At 75.3% G+C, this 19,452-nt stretch carries 5 protein-coding genes and 1 pseudogene; 2 read left to right on the top strand and 4 right to left on the bottom strand.

What is annotated here, in order from left to right; genetic code table 11:
* Nucleotides 1-130: 130 nt before the first annotated feature.
* Both ACWCXX_RS33210 and ACWCXX_RS33205 read right to left on the bottom strand, forming a co-directional pair.
* Nucleotides 131-5,572: pseudogene (locus ACWCXX_RS33210) on the bottom strand (SDR family NAD(P)-dependent oxidoreductase); the annotation flags it as partial.
* 96 nt (nt 5,573-5,668) lie between these two features.
* Complete coding sequence (locus ACWCXX_RS33205) at nt 5,669-12,952, bottom strand: type I polyketide synthase (RefSeq protein WP_451133802.1); 7,284 nt, start codon at nt 12,950-12,952, stop codon at nt 5,669-5,671.
* 616 nt (nt 12,953-13,568) lie between these two features.
* On the opposite strand from ACWCXX_RS33205, the gene ACWCXX_RS33200 reads away from it, so the two are divergent.
* Nucleotides 13,569-14,990, top strand: a complete 1,422-nt coding sequence (locus ACWCXX_RS33200; RefSeq protein WP_451133800.1) for a condensation domain-containing protein — start codon at nt 13,569-13,571, stop codon at nt 14,988-14,990.
* Nucleotides 14,991-15,050: 60 nt separating this feature from the next.
* Here ACWCXX_RS33200 and ACWCXX_RS33195 read toward each other — a convergent pair whose 3' ends face one another.
* Nucleotides 15,051-15,389, bottom strand: a complete 339-nt coding sequence (locus ACWCXX_RS33195; RefSeq protein WP_451133798.1) for a hydroxyisourate hydrolase — start codon at nt 15,387-15,389, stop codon at nt 15,051-15,053.
* 233 nt (nt 15,390-15,622) lie between these two features.
* Here ACWCXX_RS33195 and ACWCXX_RS33190 point away from each other — a divergent pair, with 233 nt between their 5' ends.
* Nucleotides 15,623-15,766, top strand: a complete 144-nt coding sequence (locus ACWCXX_RS33190; RefSeq protein WP_451133796.1) for a hypothetical protein — start codon at nt 15,623-15,625, stop codon at nt 15,764-15,766.
* Nucleotides 15,767-15,965: 199 nt separating this feature from the next.
* Here the strand turns inward: ACWCXX_RS33190 and ACWCXX_RS33185 are convergent, their stop codons facing one another.
* A complete protein-coding gene (locus ACWCXX_RS33185; RefSeq protein WP_451133794.1) occupies nt 15,966-19,337 on the bottom strand; it encodes a BTAD domain-containing putative transcriptional regulator in 3,372 nt (1,123 codons plus the stop codon).
* Between the last annotated feature and the right edge of the window lie 115 nt (nt 19,338-19,452).

The raw sequence follows: 19,452 nt of genomic DNA, 5'->3' as shown, positions 1-19,452 counted from the left end.
CTGCCTCTCCGCCCCCCCCCCCTCCTGCTCCGTCGCCTGCTGGCTGCGGGGGGGGGGGGGGGGGTGGGGGGGGGGGGGGGGGGGGGGGGGGGGGGGGGGGGGGGGGGCCCGGGGGCCCCCCCCCGCCACGTCATGACCGGGCGTCGATGAAGGCGAAGAGTTCCTCGTCGGTCGCCCCGTCCAGGGCCGCGGACGCCGCGTGCGAGCGGCCGGTGTCGACGCCCAGGCGGTTCAGCGCCGCGCACAGGCTGTCGACCATGCGCTCCCGCAGCTCGGGCGGGGCCGCGTCGCACTCGCCCGTGATGCGGCGCAGCGTCAGGTCGAGCTCCGCCACCGGGTCCGGCGCCTCGGGGACCAGCTCTCCCGCCAGGTGGCCGGCGAGGGAGTCGATCGTCGGGTGGTCGAAGACCAGCGTCGGGTCGAGGTCCAGCGCGGTGTCCGCCTTGAGCCGGTTGCGCAGCTCCATCGAGGTCAGGGAGTCCATGCCCAGGTCGATGAAGGCGGCCGTGCGGTCCAGGGACTCCGGCGAACCGTGCCCCAGCACCGCCGCCACATGGCCCCGTACGGCGGCGACGACCGCCTCGTGCGCTTCCTGCCCGGTCAGCTCCGCCACCCGGGCGGCCAGTGCGCCGCCGGCCGGACCCTGCTCGGACCCGCTCCCCGCGGAGGCGGTCCGCCGTACGCCCTTGACCAGGCCGCGCAGCGTCTGCGGCACCGTCGCACCGTTCTCCACGGCGGTCCGCAGCGCGGCGAGCGCCCACCGGGAGGCGACCATCAGGGCGTCACCGTCGGGGTCGGTGAGCGCGATGTCCAGCAGCCGCAGGCCCTGCGGCTCGCTGAGCGCCGCGATCCCGCCCCGGGCCAGGCGCGCCTCGTCGGCAGCGGTCAGATGGGTGCCCATGCCGGACGTCGACCACAGGCCCCAGGCCACCGACACCGCGGGCAGACCCTGCGCCCTGCGGTGCGCGGCCAGGGCGTCCAGGAAGGTGTTGGCCGCGCCGTAGGTGCTCTGTCCGGCGTTGCCGAGCACACCCGCCAGCGAGGAGAAGAGGACGAACGCGCGCACCGAGGGCAGTTGGGCGGTCAGTTCGTGCAGCGCCCAGGCCGCATCGGTCTTGGGCCGCAGCACCCGCTCCAGACGCTCGGTGGTCTGCCCGGTGAGCAGGCCGTCGTCGAGGACCCCGGCGGCGTGCAGGACACCGGTCAGCGGCCGGTCCGCCGGGAGCGAGCCGATCAGTGCGGCGAGCGCGTCGCGGTCGGCCGCGTCGCACGCCTCCACCCGGACCGTCGCGCCCAGGGCGGCGAGCGAGGAGGCGAGTTCTTCCGCCCCCGGGGTGTCCGCGCCGCGTCGCGAGGTGAGCAGCAGGTGCTTCACCCCGTGCCGCTCCACCAGATGGCGGGCGACGATCGCGCCGAGGCCGCCGAGGCCGCCGGTGACCAGGACGGTGCCCTCGCCGAGCCCCGCGTCCCGCGCGTCCCGGGCGGAGGTCCGCCGGGCCACCCGGGGGACCAGCGCCCGGCCCTCACGGATCAGGAGCTGCGGCTCGTCCGCGTCCGAGGCGGCGGCCAGCAGCGCCCGCGCCGCGGCGTCCACGCCGGGGCTGCCGACGAGCAGGAACCGGTCCGGGTGTTCGGACTGCGCGGCCCGCACCAGCCCCCACACGGCCGCGGTGCCGAGCCGGTCCGGGGCGGCGGCCACCACCAGGCGGGAGCCGTCGAACCGGGCGTCCGCGGCCCAGCCGCGCACGGTTTCGAGAACCCGGCCGGTGATCTCCCGCACCGAGGCGGGCAGTTCGGCCCCGGCAGGGGACGTGGCCGACGACGCGGCGAGCGCGTCGCAGTCGAACAGCACGAAGTCGGGTGCGGCGCCCGCCGAGGCGAGCGCGTCCAGGTCGGCGTGGGCGGGCAGGCCGTCGTCGGCCGGGGCCCCGAGGCGTGCCCAGCGCCGTTCCCCGCCCGCCGGGGCGGAGGGCAGCGGGACCCAGTCCAGCCCGTAGTGGCCCTCGCCGCCCGCGGTGCCGACGGCGGCGGCCAGCGCGGCCGGGTCGACCGCGCGGACCAGCAGGCTGTCGGCGGCGAGCACGAGCGCGCCCCGCTCGTCGGCCGCGGTCAGCGACATCTGGTCCCCGTCGGCGCCGACGACCATCCGTATCCGGAGTGTGGTCGCCCCCGTCGAGGCCAGCCGCAGTCCCCGGAAGGCGAACGGCAGCCGCAGCTGGTCCGAGCCGCTCTCCAGCACGTACGGGTGGAACGCGGAGTCGAGGAGCACCGGGTGCAGCGCGAACCCGGTCTGCTCGGCCGCCTCCGGCACCCGCACCTCGACGAGCAGTTCGTCGCCCCGCCGCCATGCCGACCGGACGCCCCGGAACGACGGGCCGTACTCGTAGCCGAGGGCCGCCAGCCGTTCGTAGCCGCCGGTCAGGTCCACCGCGGTGGCACCCGCGGGGGGCCAGACGGCCGCCCAGTCGCACACGCCGCCGTGCTCGCCGTCCTCGGTGACGCTGCCGGAGGCGTGCCGGGTCCAGGGGGCCTCGCCGTCCGAGCGGGCCAGCACCTGCACCGAGCCGTCCGCACCGGCCACGACCCGCAGGTCCAGCGGGCCGCTGCGCGGCAGCGGCAGCGGTGCCTCGAAGGCCAGCTCCTCGATCCGGCCCCGTCCCGCCCGCGCGGCCGTCTCCGCGACGACCTCCAGCAGCGCGGTGGCCGGGACGATCGGGGTGCCGGCCACCGTGTGGTCGGCCATCCAGGGCAGGTCGTCGGCGGTGAAGCGGCCCGTGGTGACCAGAGCGCCGTCGTTCAGCTCGACCGCCGCCGACAGCATCGGGTGGGGCACGCCGGTGAGTCCGAACGCCTCGGCGTCCGGCCGGGCTTCGGGACCCGTCAGCCAGTACCGCTGGGTGTCGAAGGCGTAGGTGGGCAACTCCACGCAGCGGCCGCCCGCCGCCTGCGCGGCCCAGTCGACCGGCGCCCCGCCGGCCCACATCTCGGCGAGCGCGGTGAGCAGGGCCTCCGGCTCCCCGAGGCTGCGGCGGGACACGGCCGTGACCACCGCCCCGGTGTCGGGCAGCGAGGCCCTGACCATCCCCGACAGCACGGGACGCGGTCCGATCTCCAGGTACGTGCCGGTCCCGGCCTCGTCGAGCCGGCCGGCCAGGGCGGCGAAGCCGACCGTGCCGCACACCTGGTCCATCCAGTAGGCGGGGTCGGTCCAGTCGCGGTCCGGCCCCAGGTTGTTCTCCCGGGCGAGAGTGGGCGTGCGGAAGGTGAGGGTGGCCAGCTCGGCGGCGAACTCCGCCAGCATCGGCTCCATCAGCGGCGAGTGGAAGGCGTGGCTGACCGTCAGCCGGGAGGTGCGCCGGCCGCGCTCCGACCAGAGGGCGGCCACCTGCGCGCAGGCCTCCGCCTCACCGGAGACCACCACGTCCCCCGGGCTGTTGACGGCGGCGATCCCCGCCCGGCCCGCCAGGCCCACGAGGCTCTCCGCAACCTCCTGCGGGCTCGCGGAGACCGCGAACATCGCACCGCCGTGCGGCAGTTGCTGCATCAGCCGGGCCCGCGCGGTCACCATGCGGGCCGCGTCGGCCAGGTCCCACACCCCCGCCAGATGGGCGGCGGCGATCTCGCCCACCGAATGCCCGGCGACCCGGTCCGGGGTCACGCCCAGCGAGCCCAGCAGCCGGAAGACCGCGACCTGGTACGCGAAGAGCGCGGGCTGCGTGTAGTACGTGCGGTCCAGCTCGGCGGCCTCCGCGGTGTCCGGCTCGGCCCACATGACCTCGCGCAACGGCCGCTCCAGGTAGGGGTCGACGGCCGCGCACACCTCGTCGAACGCCGCGGCGAACACCGGGAACGCCCGGTACAGCTCGCGGCCCATGCCGGCCTGCTGGCCGCCCTGCCCGGTGAACAGGAACGCGGTGCGCGAACCGCCGGGCGCCACCGCCCCGTGCACCACCGGACCGGAGTCCTGACCGCGGGCGAACGACGAAAGCCGCTCCAGCAGTTCCTCCCGGTCGCGGCCGACGACCACCGCGCGGTGGTCGAACGAGCGACGGGCGGTCAGCGAGTGCGCGACGTCCGGCGCGCCGACCGCGGGACGCCCCGTGAGGTGGCGGTGCAGCCGCTCCGCCTGGCCGCGCAGCGAGACCTCGTTGGCGGCGCTCAGTACCCAGGCGCACGGCGCGCTCGCGGAACCGGGGGCGTCCGGGACGGACTCCGGCAGCGGCTCCGGCTCCTCCAGGATGACGTGGGCATTGGTGCCGCTGATGCCGAACGAGGAGACGGCGGCCCTGCGCGGCGCGTTCTCGCGGGCCGGCCAGGGCTGCTCCTCGGTCAGCAGGCTGACCGCTCCGGAGGACCAGTCGACCTGGCGGGTGGGCTCGACGATGTTGATCGTGCGGGGCAGCACACCGTGCCGCATCGCCATCATCATCTTGATCATCCCGGCGACGCCGGAGGCGGCCTGGGTGTGCCCGATGTTGCCCTTCAGGGAGCCCAGCCGCAGCGGCGGCAGCTTCTCGGGGCGCTCCCGGCCGTAGACGGCGCGCACCGCGTTGGCCTCGATGGGGTCGCCCAGCGGGGTGCCGGTGCCGTGCGCCTCCACCGCATCCACGTCGGCGGCGGTGAGCCGGGCGTCGGCCAGGGCCCGCGCGATGACCCGCTCCTGGGCGGGACCGCTCGGCGCGGTCTGGCCGTTGCTCGCCCCGTCCTGGTTGACGGCGGTGCCCCGGACGATCCCGTACACGGGGCGGCCGTTGCGGCGCGCGTCGGAGAGCCGCTCCAGCAGGACGACGCCCGACCCCTCGCCCCACGCGGTGCCGTCGGCGTCCGAGGAGAAGGGCTTGCAGCGGCCCGAGGGCGACAGGCCCCGCTGACGGGAGAACTCCACGAAGGAGTCCGTCGTCGCCATCACGGTGACGCCGCCGGCCAGCGCCAGCGAGCACTCCCCGGACCGCAGCGACCGCACCGCCTGGTGCACCGCCACCAGCGAGGAGGAGCAGGCGGTGTCGACGGTGACCGACGGCCCCTCCAGGCCGAAGGTGTAGGAGACCCGGCCGGAGAGCATGCTCGGCGTGCTCGACACCATCAGGGTGCCGTCGACCTCGGCCGGGGTGGCACCGGCGAACCGGGCCGAGTAGTACTCGTACATCAGCCCGGCCCAGACGCCGGTGTCGCTGCCCCGCAGCGTCGCCGGGTCGATGCCGGCCCGCTCGAACGCCTCCCACGCGGTGGCCAGGAAGAGCCGGTGCTGGGGGTCGATGCCCAGGGCCTGACGGGGGCCGATCCGGAAGAACGCGGCGTCGAACTCCCCGGCGTCGTGCACGAATCCGCCACGCGTGGTGTACGTGGTGCCGGGCTTGGCCGGGTCCGGGTCGTAGACCTTCGCGGCGTCCCAGCCCCGGTTGTCCGGGAACTCGCTGGTGGCGTCCGTACCGTCGGCCGCCACCCGCCACAGGTCGTCGGGGCTCTCCACGCCGCCCGGGTAGCGGCAGCCGATGCCGACGACCGCGATCGGCTCGTGGGCGCGCTCCTCGGCCCTGCCGATCTGCTGCCGGGCCTCCGCCAGGTCTGCGGTGACCCGTCTCAGATAGGTGCGGAGCCGCTCCTCGCTTGCCATGGTCATTCCTCCGTCTGGTCGCTCACGTGTGGGTGCGGTGCGGCTGCCCGCGGTCTACAGCTGGGTGTCGATGAACTCGAAGAGGGCGTCGTCGCTGGCCAGGCCGAGCTCGTCCGCCAGATCCCCGCCGGGACGGTCGCCGCACAGCTGCCGCAGGGCGTCGCGCAGCAGCGCTTCGGTGGCGTCGCGACGGTCGTCCCCGGCCCCGTCGGTGGGGTCGTCCCCGGGGCCGGGCACGGGCGTCAGCAGGGCGGTCACGTCGTCCAGTGCCTCGCGCAGCCGGGCGAGCGCCGGGTCGGCGTCCGCGGCGGCGCCGTCGGTGCCGCCGTCGCCGTCGCTGTCGCCGCCGTCGGCCGACGGGCCGACGGAGCCGAGCAGCTCCGCGAGATGGGCGGCGACATGGGCGACGGTCGGGTGGTCGAAGACGAGGGTGGCGGCGAGGGAGAGGCCCGTCCGCTGCTCCAGCTGGTCCTGGAGCTCCACGGCTCCCAGCGAGTCGAGGCCCAGATCGGTGAAGGGCTGGTCGGTCTCGATCTCCTCCGACGCGCCGTGACCGAGCACGTCGGCGACCGCCGCCCGGACCAGTTCCACCAGGGACTCCGGGCTGAAGTGCTCCGCGGTGGCCGTGGTCCCGGCTCCGGGTGCCGCCGTCGGTCCGGGCACGGGTGCCGGGGCCCCGCCCAGCACCCGCTCCTGGACCGGCGCGTCGTCCGCCGCCGCCCCGGCCGCCGGCGCACCGGCGGTGGCCGCGCCGAAACCGGTCGCCGCGTGGCGGAGGGTGACGGAGACCCGGCCCACCGGGCGGTTCCTGGCATCGCACAGCGCGAGCCGCACCCGGTCGCCCTGCGGGGACAGCCGCACCCGCAGCGCGTCCGTGTCCGGGCAGACCACCTCCGCGGCGTCGAACGAGAACGGCACCGGCCGCGAACCGGGCGTTTCGAGGACGAGCAGGTGCAGTACGGCGTCGAGCAGCGCCGGATGGAGCAGCGACCCCTCCGCGGCCACCGCCTCCGGGAGGCGGACCTCGGCGTAGAGGTCGTCGCCCGCCCGCCACGCGGCCCGCAGGCCCCGGAACGCCGGGCCGTAGCCGTAACCGGCGGCGGCCAGCCGTTCGTACCCGTCGGACAGGTCGAGCGGGCTCGCGCCGGGCGGGGGCCAGGCCGCGGCCCAGCCGGTCTCCGCGCCCTCCGTGGCGGGTGCGGCCCCGGGGGCGGCGGTGCGTCCGGTGGCGTGCGGGGTCCATACGGCGTCCGGGCTCCCCGCCGGGCGGGTGTGCAGGGCCAGCGTGCGCTGCCCCAGCGGGTCCGCGACGCCCACCGCGACCTGCACGTCCACCGCGCCCTCGGCGGGCAGTACGACGGGGGAGGTCAGGGCGAGCGAGGCGACCCCGGCGGCCCCGGCCGCGGCGGCGGCCCGCAGGGCGAGCTCCAGCAGGGCCGTGCCCGGGACCACCGTCACGCCGTCGATCACATGGTCGGCCAGCCAGGCGGTGGAACGTCGCGACAGCCGGGCGTCGAGCAGCAGACCGCCGCCGGCCGCCACGGCGGTGGTGCGGTACGACAGCCCCGCGCCGGTGCCGCCCGCGTCGGTGAGCCAGAAGCGCCGACGGTCGAAGGCGTAGGTGGGCAGGTCCGCGCGCGGGCCCTCGGGGAGGCCGGCCGCCCAGTCGACGGCCGTACCGGCGACGAACGCCCCGGCGAGGCCGTGCAGCAGCGCCGTGTGCTCGTCCCGGCCGCTCCGGGCGGTCGAGACGACGACCGCGGCCCTGCCCGCCGTACCCGCCGGACCGGCCGGCTCGTCCGTGCCGTGCTCCGCGAGGCACTCGCGCAGTGGCCCGGCCAGGTGCGCCTGCGGCCCGACTTCGAGGAGGACTTCGGTCCCCGCCCGCGCCAGCCGCTCGGCCAGCGGAGCGAACAGCACGGTCGCGCGGACCTGTTCCACCCAGTACTCGGGGTCGGTCCAGGGGCGTTCGCTGTCCGCCGCCCGCTCGTGCGCGAGGCACGGCTCGGCGTACGAGACCTGCTCCGCCTCCTTGCGGAAGCGGTCGAGCACCGGCTCCATCAGAGGGGAGTGGAAGGCGTGGCTGACGGTCAGCCGCTTGGTGCGCCGCCCCAGACCGGCCCAGTGGGCCGCGATGTCCTCGCAGGCGCCGAGCGTGCCGGAGACGACCACCCCGCGTGGCCCGTTGACCGCCGCGAGGGACACCTCGTCCTCCCGTCCGGCGAGGGTCGCGAGGACCTCCTGCGCCGTCGCGGAGATCGCGAACATCGCCCCGCCCCCGGGGAGTTCGTCCATCAGACGGCCCCGGGCCGCCACCAGCCGCGCCACGTCCTCCAGCTCCCACACACCGGCCGCGTACGCGGCGGCGAACTCGCCGACCGAGTGCCCGGCGACGGAGTCCACGCCGACGCCCAGCTCCCGCAGCAGCCGCCAGGAGGCCGCCTCGAAGGCGAACAGGGCCGGTTGCGCGTACCTGGTCCGGTCGAGCAGCGCGGCCTCGGGGCTGCCCGGCTCGGCCCACATCAGATCGCGCAGCGGGCGCTCCAGGTGCGGGTCGAGGGCGGCGAGGATCTCGTCCAGCGCCGCCGCGAACACGGGCCGGGCGTCGTGAAGGGCGCGGCCCATGCCGGGCCGCTGGGCCCCCTGGCCGGTGAACAGCACCGCGGTGCGGGCCGGCCGGCGGACCTTGCCGGTGACCAGACCGGGCGCGGAGCGTCCGGCCGCCAGCGCGGCGAGGGCGTCGCGCAGCTCGTCGCGGTCGGCGCCGACCAGCACGGCGCGGTGCGGCAGGACGGTCCGGCCGGCCAGGGTGCGAGCCGTGTCCGCCGGGTGCGGCGCGGCGGCGGCCTCGGCGAGGCGTTCCGCCTGCGCACGCAGCGCGGCCGCGGTGTGCGCGCTCACCGGCCAGACCAGGGGCGGGTGCGCGGTGTCGTCGTGCTCGTGCGGGACCGCGGCCGGCCCGGCCGGGGCGGGGGCCTCCTCCACGATCAGGTGCGCGTTCGTGCCGCTGATGCCGAACGAGGAGACGGAGGCCCGCCGCGTGCGCCCGCCGCGCGGCCACGGCACGTCCGCGGTGAGGAGCCGTACCCGGCCCTTCGCCCAGTCGGCGCGGGGCGTGGGCCGATCGGCGTGCAGGGTGGCCGGCAGCAGCTCGTGCCGCAGCGCCGCCACCATCTTGATGACGCCGGCCACGCCGGCCGCGGCCTGGGTGTGCCCGATGTTGGACTTCACCGAGCCCAGCCACACCGGGTGCGAGGCCCCGTCGGCGCTCTGTCGTCCGTAGGTGTCGATCAGGGCATTGGCCTCGACCGGGTCGCCCAGCCTGGTGCCGGTGCCGTGGGCCTCGACGGCGCCCACGTCGTCGGTGGTGAGCCCGGCGTCGGCGAGCGCGTCGAGCACCACCTGGCGCTGGGCCCGCCCGTCCGGGGCGGTCAGTCCGTTGCTGGCGCCGTCCTGGTTGACGGCGCTTCCCCGGATCACCGCCAGCACCGGGTGTCCGTTGCGGCGGGCGTCGGAGAGCCGCTCCAGCACCAGTACGCCCGCGCCCTCGCCGAAGGAGGTGCCGTCGGCGGCGTCGGAGAACGGCTTGGCCCGGCCGTCGGGGGCGAGACCGCCCTGCCTGCTGAACTCGACCAGGAGGCCGGGGGTCGACATCACGGTGACGCCGCCCGCCAGTGCCAGCGGGCACTCCCCGGCGCGCAGCGCCCGTACCGCCAGGTGCACGGCGACCAGGGACGAGGAGCATGCGGTGTCGACGGTGAGGGCGGGGCCGCGCAGGCCGAGGCTGTAGGCGATCCGGCCGGAGACCACGCTGGACGCGGTGCCGGTGAGCAGGTGGCCGTCGGCCCCGCCGGCGGGCCTGTGCAGCGGGGGGCCGTAGTCGGAGGCCATCGCGCCGACGAAGACGCCGACCCGCTGCTCCTCCAGCGACGCCGGGTCGATCCCGGCCCGCTCCAGGGCCTCCCAGGAGGTCTCCAGGAGCAGCCGCTGCTGCGGGTCCATGGCCAGGGCCTCTCGGGGGCCGATGCCGAAGAAGGCGGCGTCGAAGAGCGGGGCCTCGCGCAGGAACCCGCCCGCCGGGGTGGCGCACGAACCGGTCGCGCCGGACCCCTGCCCGGCGAGGGCGTCCAGGTCCCACCCGCGGTCGTCCGGGAGCGGGCAGATGCCCTCCGCGCCGTCGGCGACCAGCCGCCACAGCTTCTCCGGGGTGTCCGCTCCGCCCGGGTAGCGGCAGCCCATCGCCACGATCGCGATCGGCTCGGCGGCATCGGTGCCGTCGTCGCTCCCGGGACCGTGGGCGTCCTCGGCGGTGGTCCCGGTGTCCGGGGCCGCGCCGTCCGTCCGCCCCGCGACGAGCGCGGTCAGGTGGGCGGCGAGCCGGGCCGGAGTCGGGTACTCGAAGAGCAGGGTGCTGGGCAGCGTCAGCCCGGTCGAGGCCCCGAGCCGGCTGCGCAGGTCGACGGTGCCCTGGGAGTCGAGGCCCAGGTCCTTGAAGCTGCGGGCGGGGTCGATGCCGGAGGCGTCCGTGTGGCCCAGGACGACGGCGGTGGCGGTCACCACGAGGTCGCCCACGTCGGCGGAGGACCGCCCCGTGGGGCCGGTGGCCGTCACCGGGGCGACCGGTGCCGTCGCCGTGTCCCGCCGGGCCGTACGACGACGGGTGCCGGACGCGCCGTCCAGCCAGTGCCGTTCGCGCAGGAAGGCGTAGGTCGGAAGGTCCACCACGGCCGAGCCCTCCGGGGCCGCCTCCGGCGTCCAGTCGACGTCGGCCCCCCGGACATGGGCCTCGGCGAGGGCGCGCAGCAGCTGCGCAGGGCCCCCCGCGTCGCGGCGCAGCGTGCCGATGGCGGCGGCTTCCCGCCCCGCCGCCTCCGCGGTCTGCTCGATCGCGCCGCACAGCACCGGGTGCGGGGTGCACTCCACGAAGAGCGCGTGCCCGTCGGCGAGCGCCGCCCGGGTGGCGTCGGCGAACCGCACCGGCGAGCGGAGGTTGCGGTACCAGTGACCGGCGTCCAGGCCGGCGGTGTCCAGCAGGCCCCCGGTCAGCGAGGAGTAGAACGGCACGGACACCGGGCGCGGGCGGACCGGGGCGAGCGCTTCGAGGAGCTCGTCGCGGATCGCCTCCACGGCGGGGGAGTGCGAGGCGTAGGCGATGGGCAGCGTCCGCACCCGGACGCCGTCCGCGTCCAGCTCGGCGGCGAACGCGTTCAGGGCGTCCACCGGACCGGAGACCACGGTGGCCGACGGGCTGTTGACGACGCTCACGCACAGGCCGTCGTGGGCCGGCGTCCGGTCCAGGCGCGCCCGGACCTGCTCCGCGGACAGGGCCGCCGAGACCATGCCGCCGCCGTCGAGGGTGCGCAGCAGCCGACTGCGCACCGCGACGATCCGAGCGGCGTCGTCCAGGTCCAGGGCGCCGACGACGGTGGCGGCGGCGATCTCCCCCTGCGAGTGGCCCAGCACCGCGTCCGGGTGCACGCCGCGTGAGCGCCACAGCCCGGCCAGCGAGACGGTCACCGCCCACATCGCGGGCTGTACGACGTCCTCCCGGTCGAGACCGGGGGCCCCCGGGGCCTCGCGCAGGACGTCGTGCAGGTCGAAGTCGGTGTACGGGGCGAGCGCGCGGGCGCAGTCGGCCAGCCGGTCGGCGAACGGGCCGGGCACGTCCATGAGTTCGCGGGCCATCCCGGCCCAATGCGAGCCCTGCCCGGGGAAGACGAACACCCGCCGGCCGTCGAGCACGCGCCCCTGGACCACCGCCGCCCCCGGCAGGCCTTCGGCCAACTCCCGTATGCCTGCTCCGAGTTCCGCGAACGCCTCGGGGCCCGAGCCGGTGACCACGGCCCGGTGCTCGAACCGGGACCGGGTGCGCAGCAAGGACACCGCCACGTCCTCGGCCCGCAGACCGGGGCGGGCGTCCAGGTGCTCGGCCAGCCGGTCGGCCTGGCCGCGCAGCGCGGCGGCCGAACGGGCCGACAGCGTCCACACCGTGGGGCCCTCCACCGGCCGTGCCGCCCCGGGCGCGACGGCCGCCGCAGCCGCCGTCCCCGTCCCCGGGGCGGGGGCCACGATCAGATGGGCGTTGGTGCCGCCCATCCCGAAGGCGCTGATACCCGCCACGCGCCCCGCGGGCCAGGCACGGGTACCGGTGACGACCTCCAGGCCCAGCTCGGCCAGCGGGATTCGGGGGTTGGGCGAGAGGAAGTTGAGACTGGTGGGCAGCACGCCGTGCCGCAGCGACAGGGCCACCTTGAGCAGCCCGGCGATGCCCGCCGCGCCCTCCAGGTGCCCGATGTTGGTCTTCGCCGAGCCGACCAGCAGGGGCTCGGACGGCTCGGCGCTCCCGGCCGTCCGGCCGGGAGCGAAGACCGCGCCGAGTGCCGCCGCCTCCACCGGGTCGCCGACCGCCGTGCCGGTGCCGTGCAGCTCCACGTACGCCACGTCGGCCGGGTGCACCCCCGCCGCCGCGCAGGCCTGCTCGATCACCTGCCGCTGCGCGTCCGCGTCCGGGACCGTCAGGTGTTCGCCGGTGCCGCTGTTGACCGCGCCGCCCAGGATCACGCAGTGCACGCTGTCGCCGTCGGCGAGCGCCGCCGAGAGCGGTTTGAGGACGACGACGCCGCCGCCCTCCCCCCGCACGTAGCCGTTGGCCCGGCTGTCGAAGGTGTGGCAGCGGCCGTCCGGGGAGAGCGCGCCGAACCGGTCCAGTGCCTCGTCGGTCTCCGCCAGGAGATTGAGGTTGACACCGCCGGCCAGGGCCAGCGACACCGTGCCGCGCCGCAGTTCCTCGCAGGCCAGCTGCACCGCGACCAGGGACGAGGACTGACCGGAGTCGACCGTGAGGCTCGCGCCGCGCAGGCCGAGCAGGTGCGAGACCCGGTTGGCGATCAGGCTGCGGTGCGTGCCGGTGACGTCGTGCCGCCCGCCGCCCCCGGCCCGGTCGTGCAGCAGGGCGTAATCGCCGGTGATCGCGCCGACGAACACCCCGGCCGGACTGTCCTTCAGCGTGGCGGGCACGATCCGCGCCTGCTCCAGCGCCTCCCAGGACAGCTCCAGCACGAGCCGCTGCTGCGGGTCCATGGCGGCGGCCTCGGCCGGCGATATCCCGAAGAAGGCCGCGTCGAACCGGTCCACGTCGGAGAGGAAGGCGCCCTTGCGGCCCCCGCTCGCCCGGTGGTCCGCCGAAGTCGCGCCCACGGCCTCCCGGCCCTCGCTCAGCAGCGACCAGTACGCCTCGGGGTCGCCCGCGCCCGGCAGACGACAGGCCATGCCGATGACGGCGACCGGTTCGCCGACCGGAGGTCGTGCGGCCGAAGGCCGTGCGGGTTGAACAGACATGACCCACCTTCCTTTTGTGGGCGCTGAATACTGCTCGCCGATTCGGGAGAAAAGCGTGTGGGAAAACGAATCGATTTACCGGGAGCGCTGGGAACAGAGTTCGCGGCCAGTCGTGGTCCGGGTTTTCGGTATCGCTAGAAGACAGGCACCCGCCCTGCTGGGTCAAGGCTGTTCAGTGCGGAGGCGATGGCAATGAATGGCCGTCACTTGCTGCCAACGCGCGTGTGTTGACGGTGCCCGGCGGCCGTTCGTCAATGGGACGACGAGCCGTCCGGGAATTCCCGGGAAGGCGCCGTGAATATGGTAGGAGAGGGGGCGAGGCGCATGCGCAGGGTCGTTTGCACCTGAGAGTCGTCCCGTAATCCCCGGCGGGGGCGCGGCGCCAGCCGCGGCACCCCGCCGCGCTGCCGGAACGTCCGAATGCAGCCAGTATGCGAACGTCTCTCCGCCTCGCGGTGCACCGCATCCGACGTCGCGCGCCGATCCGCCACGGATTACGGGACCGTCCTCACGCCGCGAAGAGGCAGCACGAAGCGTGCGGCCCGCGCACCGGCCCCCGGCCGCCGCGCGGGCCGCCGCGCCCCTTCCCACCGGTCCCCCACCTCATGGAGAACCCATGGCCGCCGACGCGCCCCTCACGTTCGGGCAGTTGTCCACCTGGCGCTCGATCGAGACCTTTCCCGCCGACCGGTTGATGGAGGTCAACGTCCCCGCCCTGTGGGACGTCAGCGGCCTCACCGAGGACGGTGTCGAGCGTGCCCTGCGTGCCCTGACCGCCCGGCACGAGGCCCTGCGCACCACCTTCCACACGGATTCGGCCGGCCGGCCCTTCCAGCGGGTGCACGACGAGGCGCCCTTCTCCCTCGCCCGGGTCGACCTGCCCCGTCTCGACGGCGCGGAGGCGATGCGGGTGCTGCGGGACCTGTACGCGGTGCCCTTCCCGGTCGTCGGCGACCCCGGCCGCCACGCCACCTTGATCCGGGTGGCCGGGCGGCCCGCCTGGCTGGCGGTGTCGATGTCCCACATGGTGGTCGACGTCTGGGCGGTCCGGGCGCTGGAGGCCGAGTTGCGTGCCCTCGCCGGCGGTGCGGAGCCGCAACCCGCCCCGGTTCCCCGGGAGCTCGCGCTCCTCCAGCACGGCGAGGCGTGGGCCACCCGTCGCCGGGGCGCGGACCGCTACTGGCAGAAGGTGCTGGACACCGCCCTCCCGCACAACCTGCCGCTGGTCCCGGCCGGGGGCACGGACGAACGCCGGGTGCAGGCCACCCTCTCCTCCCACGGCCTGGCCGCCCTGGTGGCGGAGGCGTCCCGCACGCACAAGGTCTCCCCGCAGAGCCTGCTCACCGCACTGACGGCGCTGGCCCTCGCCGATCACCTCGACCACGACCGGGTGACCCTCAGCGTGATGTGCGCCAACCGGTTCGACCCGGCCTGGCTGTCCCTGGTCAGCACCATGAACCAGCTGGTGCCGCTGTCGCTCGCCGTGGACCGGGACACCCCGCTGGCCGCGTTCGTCAAACGCGCCCATCTGGCGGCCATGCTGGCCTACCGGCACGGCTGCTACGACGTCGACAGCGCCGCCCGCCTGTGCGCCGGGGCCGCGGCCGACGACAAGCCGCTCTTCCACCACGACTGCTGGTTCAACTACGTGGCCTCCCCGGCCCCGCAGGAGGACCCGGGCACCGCCCCGCCCACCACGGCCGCCGCCCCGGCGCCCGACGCGGTACTGGAGTGGTCCCCGCCGCCCCGGCACGCCGGGCACCCGTTCTATCTGCGGGTCAACAGCGACGGGGCGCAGTACATGGAGATGACGATGCGGGTGAATCCGGACCTGATCGCTCCGCAGGCGGTGTCCGGGCTGCTGCGCACCGTCGTGGTGGGCGTGAAGCGCCTGCTCGTCGAGCCGGACACCGGGCTGGGCGCGCTCCTCGGCGACGCGGCGGGCGAGCGGCTCGGGCCGGACCTCTTCCCCGTCGTACCGGCCCCGTGCCCGCCGGTCGAGCGCGAGGTGCGCGACCTGGTCGCCCTGCCGCGCTGACCGGCCGCCGTCCCCGGCCTGTCGGCACGGCAGGGCACCCGGAGGTCGCCCGACAGGCTCTCAGGCTCCCCGATGGGCGGAGACGGAGTGGGCGGAGATCACCATCGCCAGGGACAGCTGCACGTCCGGCTCCACCACCCTCACCTCCATGGTGAGCCGGGGGAAGAGGGGAACCACGCCGAGTACCGCGTAGTAGGCGTCGAGATCGCACTCGATCCGGTAGACCGCCGAACCCGGCCGTCCTTCGGGCCGGGGCGGCACCACCAGCAGTCCGTCCGGGTCGGTGCGCCCCCGCACCACCTCCTGCCAGTCGTCCTCCGCCCGTCGGCTCAGCAGAACGTCGACGTCGGCCGCTGGAACACCGAACGACGTGTCCACTATGCGGATGTCCACACTCACGGCTCACCACTTCCGATCCAGGGGCAGCCGCCGGCCGGGCGGGCCCTGCCAGCAAGTTAGGAAGGGCAGGCATCGTCGCGCTATCACTCCGCTGTTCCCTGGAGAGAGGGTCGACAGCGGGTCGATGCCGGGCGGGAGACGGGCCGACAGCGGCCTGCCGCACGATCGATGTCATCAAGGCGGCCGGCCCACCCGGGGCGGCGGCCCCGGAACGGTTTCAAGGAGATGGCACCATGACGGCTCACTTCCTCCTCCACCGTGTCACGCCCAGCGCACCGACCCTGTCGGCTCTCCTCGCCGGCGGGACGGCTGTGACGGCGCACACCGCTCCGACGGCACTCACCGCCGCCGGCGACGGCAACACCATCTGGGACTGACCGACCGCGGCCGGTCCGTCGCCCCGACAGGCCCTGACCCGCTCCCCGACCCGCTCTCTGCCCCCCCGGCGCACAGCGCGCCCGGGGGCAGCGGTGTTGCCGGGGCAAGAGGCATGTGTGCCGACTCCGGTCCGGGTCCAACTCCGGCTCCGGTCCGGGTCCAACTCCGGCTCCGGGGCCAACTCCGGCTCCGGGGAAGTCAGCGCCCGGCTGTCTCGGCCATGGTGCCGCCCTTCGTTCCGGTCGCCCCCGGCCGATCGCCCAGCAACTGGCTTATCTCGTCCGACAGTTCCGCGTAACCGCGGCCCACCCGCAGTTTCACCAGGATCTCCCGCGCGTCCAGCCAGTCCGTCCGCGCCGCGGTGAGTTCCCCGCCCGCCGCACGGGCCTTGCCCCGTACCACCATGGCCTCCGCCCGCTGCAACGGTGCCCCGATGGCCTCGAATCCGGCCAGCGCCCGTTCCGCGTACGCCCGTGCCGCCTGGACGTCGCCCGGCAGCGACGCCGAACTCAGCATCAGCGCGATCCGGCACTCCGCCAGGCGCGCCCCGGCCACCGTCGCCAGCTCCCGCGCCTTCATCAGCATCGTCCGGGCCGGGCCCTGCCGGTCCCGACGCACTTCGACCGTGGCCAGGCCCAGCAACGCGTAGCACTCCCCGACCCGGTCCCGTGCCTCCCGCGCGCTCGACAGGACGAACGCGTACGCCTCGTAGGCGTCCGACAGCCGTCCCATCGCCAGGTGCAGCCCGCCCATCCGGTTGCGGACCTGCGCCGCGACCCGCCGGTTGCCCACGGCGCCGCAGATCGCGTCCGCCCGGTTCAGCAGCGTCAGCGCGGCGTCCGGTTCGCCCATGTCCAGCCGGGTCTGCGCCAGGCTGTTCAGCACATGGGCCTCGGCGACGCGATCACCCGACTCCTGGAACACCGTCAGCGCCGCCTCCCACCGGACCCGGGCGGAGAGCAGGTCGCCGGTCAGCCGGTCCAGGTACGCGCTGTTGCGCAGCGTCAGCGCCGCCCCGGACTCGTCGCCCAGCTCCCGGTAGAGCTCGTACGCCCGGTCCAGTTGCCGCCGTCCGGGCTCCGCCGACTGCTCGAACATGTGCAGGGAACCCAGCGAGTACCGCATCGCGGCCTCACCGGGGACGTCCCCCGCCTGACACGCGGCCTCCAGGGCGACCTCGTGCGTCTCCCGCCAGTCGTCGAAGTAACAGCGCGCCTCGAACAGCGTGACCGAGTTCAGCGCCAGGTTCCAGCTGTGCTCCACGAGCCCCGCCGCGGCCGCGTGCCGCACCGCCGCGATGATCGTGGAGCGTTCCTGTTCGTACCAGTCGAGCGGGTCGGAGAGCAGCCGCTCCACCAGCCGCTCCGGCAGCGGCCAGCGGCTGGCACCGCTGGCCTGCTCCAGGAAGCCGCCCGAGTACTCACGGCGGTGCGCCTCCTGGGCGAGCGAGAGCAGCGCGCCCAGCCAGCGTTCGAGCGCGGCGCCGCGCTCCTGCGCGTTCTCCTCGGCCAGCTGCTCCTGCGCGAACGGACGGGTGATGTCGTGGAAGCTGTACCGGACCTGGCCGCCGAGGACCGGGGTCGCGTCGATGAGGTAGGCCTCCGCGAGCACCTCCAGGGCCTCCTGCGCGCGCAGCGCGTCGACGTCCAGCAGCGGGGAGCCGACCCACGCAGGGAAGCTCGGCACGTCGAGCAGGGCAAGCCGGCGGAACAGCAGCCTGGCGTCGTCGGGCAGGCTGTCGTACGTCAGTGAGGTGCTGGCCCGCACCGTCATCTCGCCGTGGCTCAGCTCGTCCAGGCGGCGGGACTCGTCCGTCAGCCGGTGCACCAGGTCGGCCACCGTCCAGTGCGGCCGGGCCGCCAGCCGGGCCGCGCAGATCCGCAGCGCCAGCGGCAGCCTGCCGCACAACCGGGCCAGCTCCGCCACGCTCTCCCGGTCGCTCACCCGCTCCGGACCGATGAACCGGGTGAGCAGTTCCACCGCTCCCTGTTCGTCCAGCGTGTCGATCTCCAACTGCCCGGCGGACGGCAGTGCGGTCAGGCGGCAGCGACTGGTCACCAGGACCGCGCAGTCGGCCGTACCGGGCAGCAGGGCGGACACCTGCCGTACCGTCATGGCGTCGTCCAGGACGATCAGGATGCGGCGACCGCTGACCAGGTTCCGGAACAGCTCGGCCCGCTCCTCCAGGGTCTTCGGCAGGATCAGACCGGCCACACCCAGCGTCCGCAGGAACCGCTCCAGGACGATCGAGGGGCTCACCGGCCGTTCCCCGGAGCGCAGTTCCGCGTAGAGGCAGCCGTCCGGGAACTGGGCGGTGAGGCGGTGGGCGACGTGCACGGCGAGCGTCGACTTGCCCGCGCCGCCCGGCCCGAAGACCACGCAGACCGGAACGGCGTTGTCGGAGCCGGGGGCCTGCCCGGACCCCGAGGCCGCCCGACCGGTCTGGTGGGCCGTCAGCTGCGTCAGGACGGTCTCGACGGCCTCCTCGCGCCCGGTGAAGTCCGGTATGGCGGCGGGCAGGAGATTCGGTCTTCGGAATGCGGGGGCGGAGGGGAAGGCCGGCCAGGAGGCCATGGCGGCGTCCTGGCCGGGGGACGGCTCCGTGGAGCCGCCCGGCGCGCCCATCGGATCGCCCGTGTGATGGTCGGGGGGCGGCGCGGTGGCGGTGTGGGGGGCGGTGTGCGTGGCAGGGTGGCCCGCGCCGGAGTGGGACAGGCCGGAGTGGGACGCGTCGGAGTGGGACGCGTCGGGGCGGGCGGCGGGGCCGGACGGCGCGTGGCTCCTCGGGCCGACGGTGTCGTCGCCGGACAGCAGCCCCGCGTGCAGGTTGCGGAGCTCGGCCCCGGGCGCGATCCCCAGCTCGCTGCGGAAAACCTTGTACGCGGCCCGGTAGGCGTCCAGCGCCTCCGCCTTGCGGCCCGAGGCGTGCAGGGCGGTCATCAGCAGCACCCAGAAGCGCTCGTGCAGCGGGTGTTCGGCGACCAGTGCACGTAATTCGCCGATCACCTCGTGGTGTTCACCGGCGTCCAGCGCGCACTCGAGGCACTCCCCGTTCACGGTCAGCCGCCGCTCGTCGAGCCGGCCCACGGCCTGCCGCACCAGGGGGCTGTCGACGTCGGCGAGCGCGGAGCCCCGCCACAGCGCCAGTGCCGAGCGGAACAGGCCCATGGCGCACTCCAGGTCGCCCTCCGCCCGCGTGGCCCGCGCCTCGCGGACGCGCTCCTCGAAGTCGTTCACATCGAAACGGTGTCCGTCGACACGGAGCAGATAGCCGGGACGCCGGGTTTCTATCGGGTCCCCGCCACCGGCCTGCTCCAGTCGGCGGCGCAACGCGGAGACGCAGAACTGGATCTGGCCGCGGGCGGTGGCGGGTGGCTCGTCGTCCCAGACCGCGTCGATCAGCCGGTCGATGGGCACCACGTGGCCTGCTTCGAGGAGCAACAGTGCCAGAACGGTCCGCTCGCGCGCACCGCCGAGCGGGACGGTGCGTCCCGAGGACGAGACATCCAGGTGCCCGAGGACGCAGAAGTCCAGCGGCTGTCTCCCGCCGCGCTCGCCTACCACAGTCATGTGAGTCGCTCATCCCCGCCAGGTGAAGGTTGTGTGCGCTGCTGACACGCTCGTCATCGTAGCGAGCCATTTCAGTCAATCCATGAGTCTTTTCGGCCTGATCAACAATCAGTTG

The sequence above is a fragment of the Streptomyces sp. NPDC001732 genome (assembly GCF_053596315.1).
Note: the sequence above shows the minus strand (reverse complement) of the source record. Positions and strands in the feature narration are given on the sequence as shown.

Excerpts from the sequence above, each read along its gene's own strand:
- ACWCXX_RS33190 (WP_451133796.1), top strand. The coding sequence starts at position 15,623 with ATGACGGCTCACTTCCTCCTCCACCGTGTCACGCCCAGCGCACCGACC.
- ACWCXX_RS33200 (WP_451133800.1), top strand. The coding sequence starts at position 13,569 with ATGGCCGCCGACGCGCCCCTCACGTTCGGGCAGTTGTCCACCTGGCGC.
- ACWCXX_RS33205 (WP_451133802.1), bottom strand. The coding sequence starts at position 12,952 with ATGTCTGTTCAACCCGCACGGCCTTCGGCCGCACGACCTCCGGTCGGC.
- ACWCXX_RS33185 (WP_451133794.1), bottom strand. The coding sequence starts at position 19,337 with ATGACTGTGGTAGGCGAGCGCGGCGGGAGACAGCCGCTGGACTTCTGC.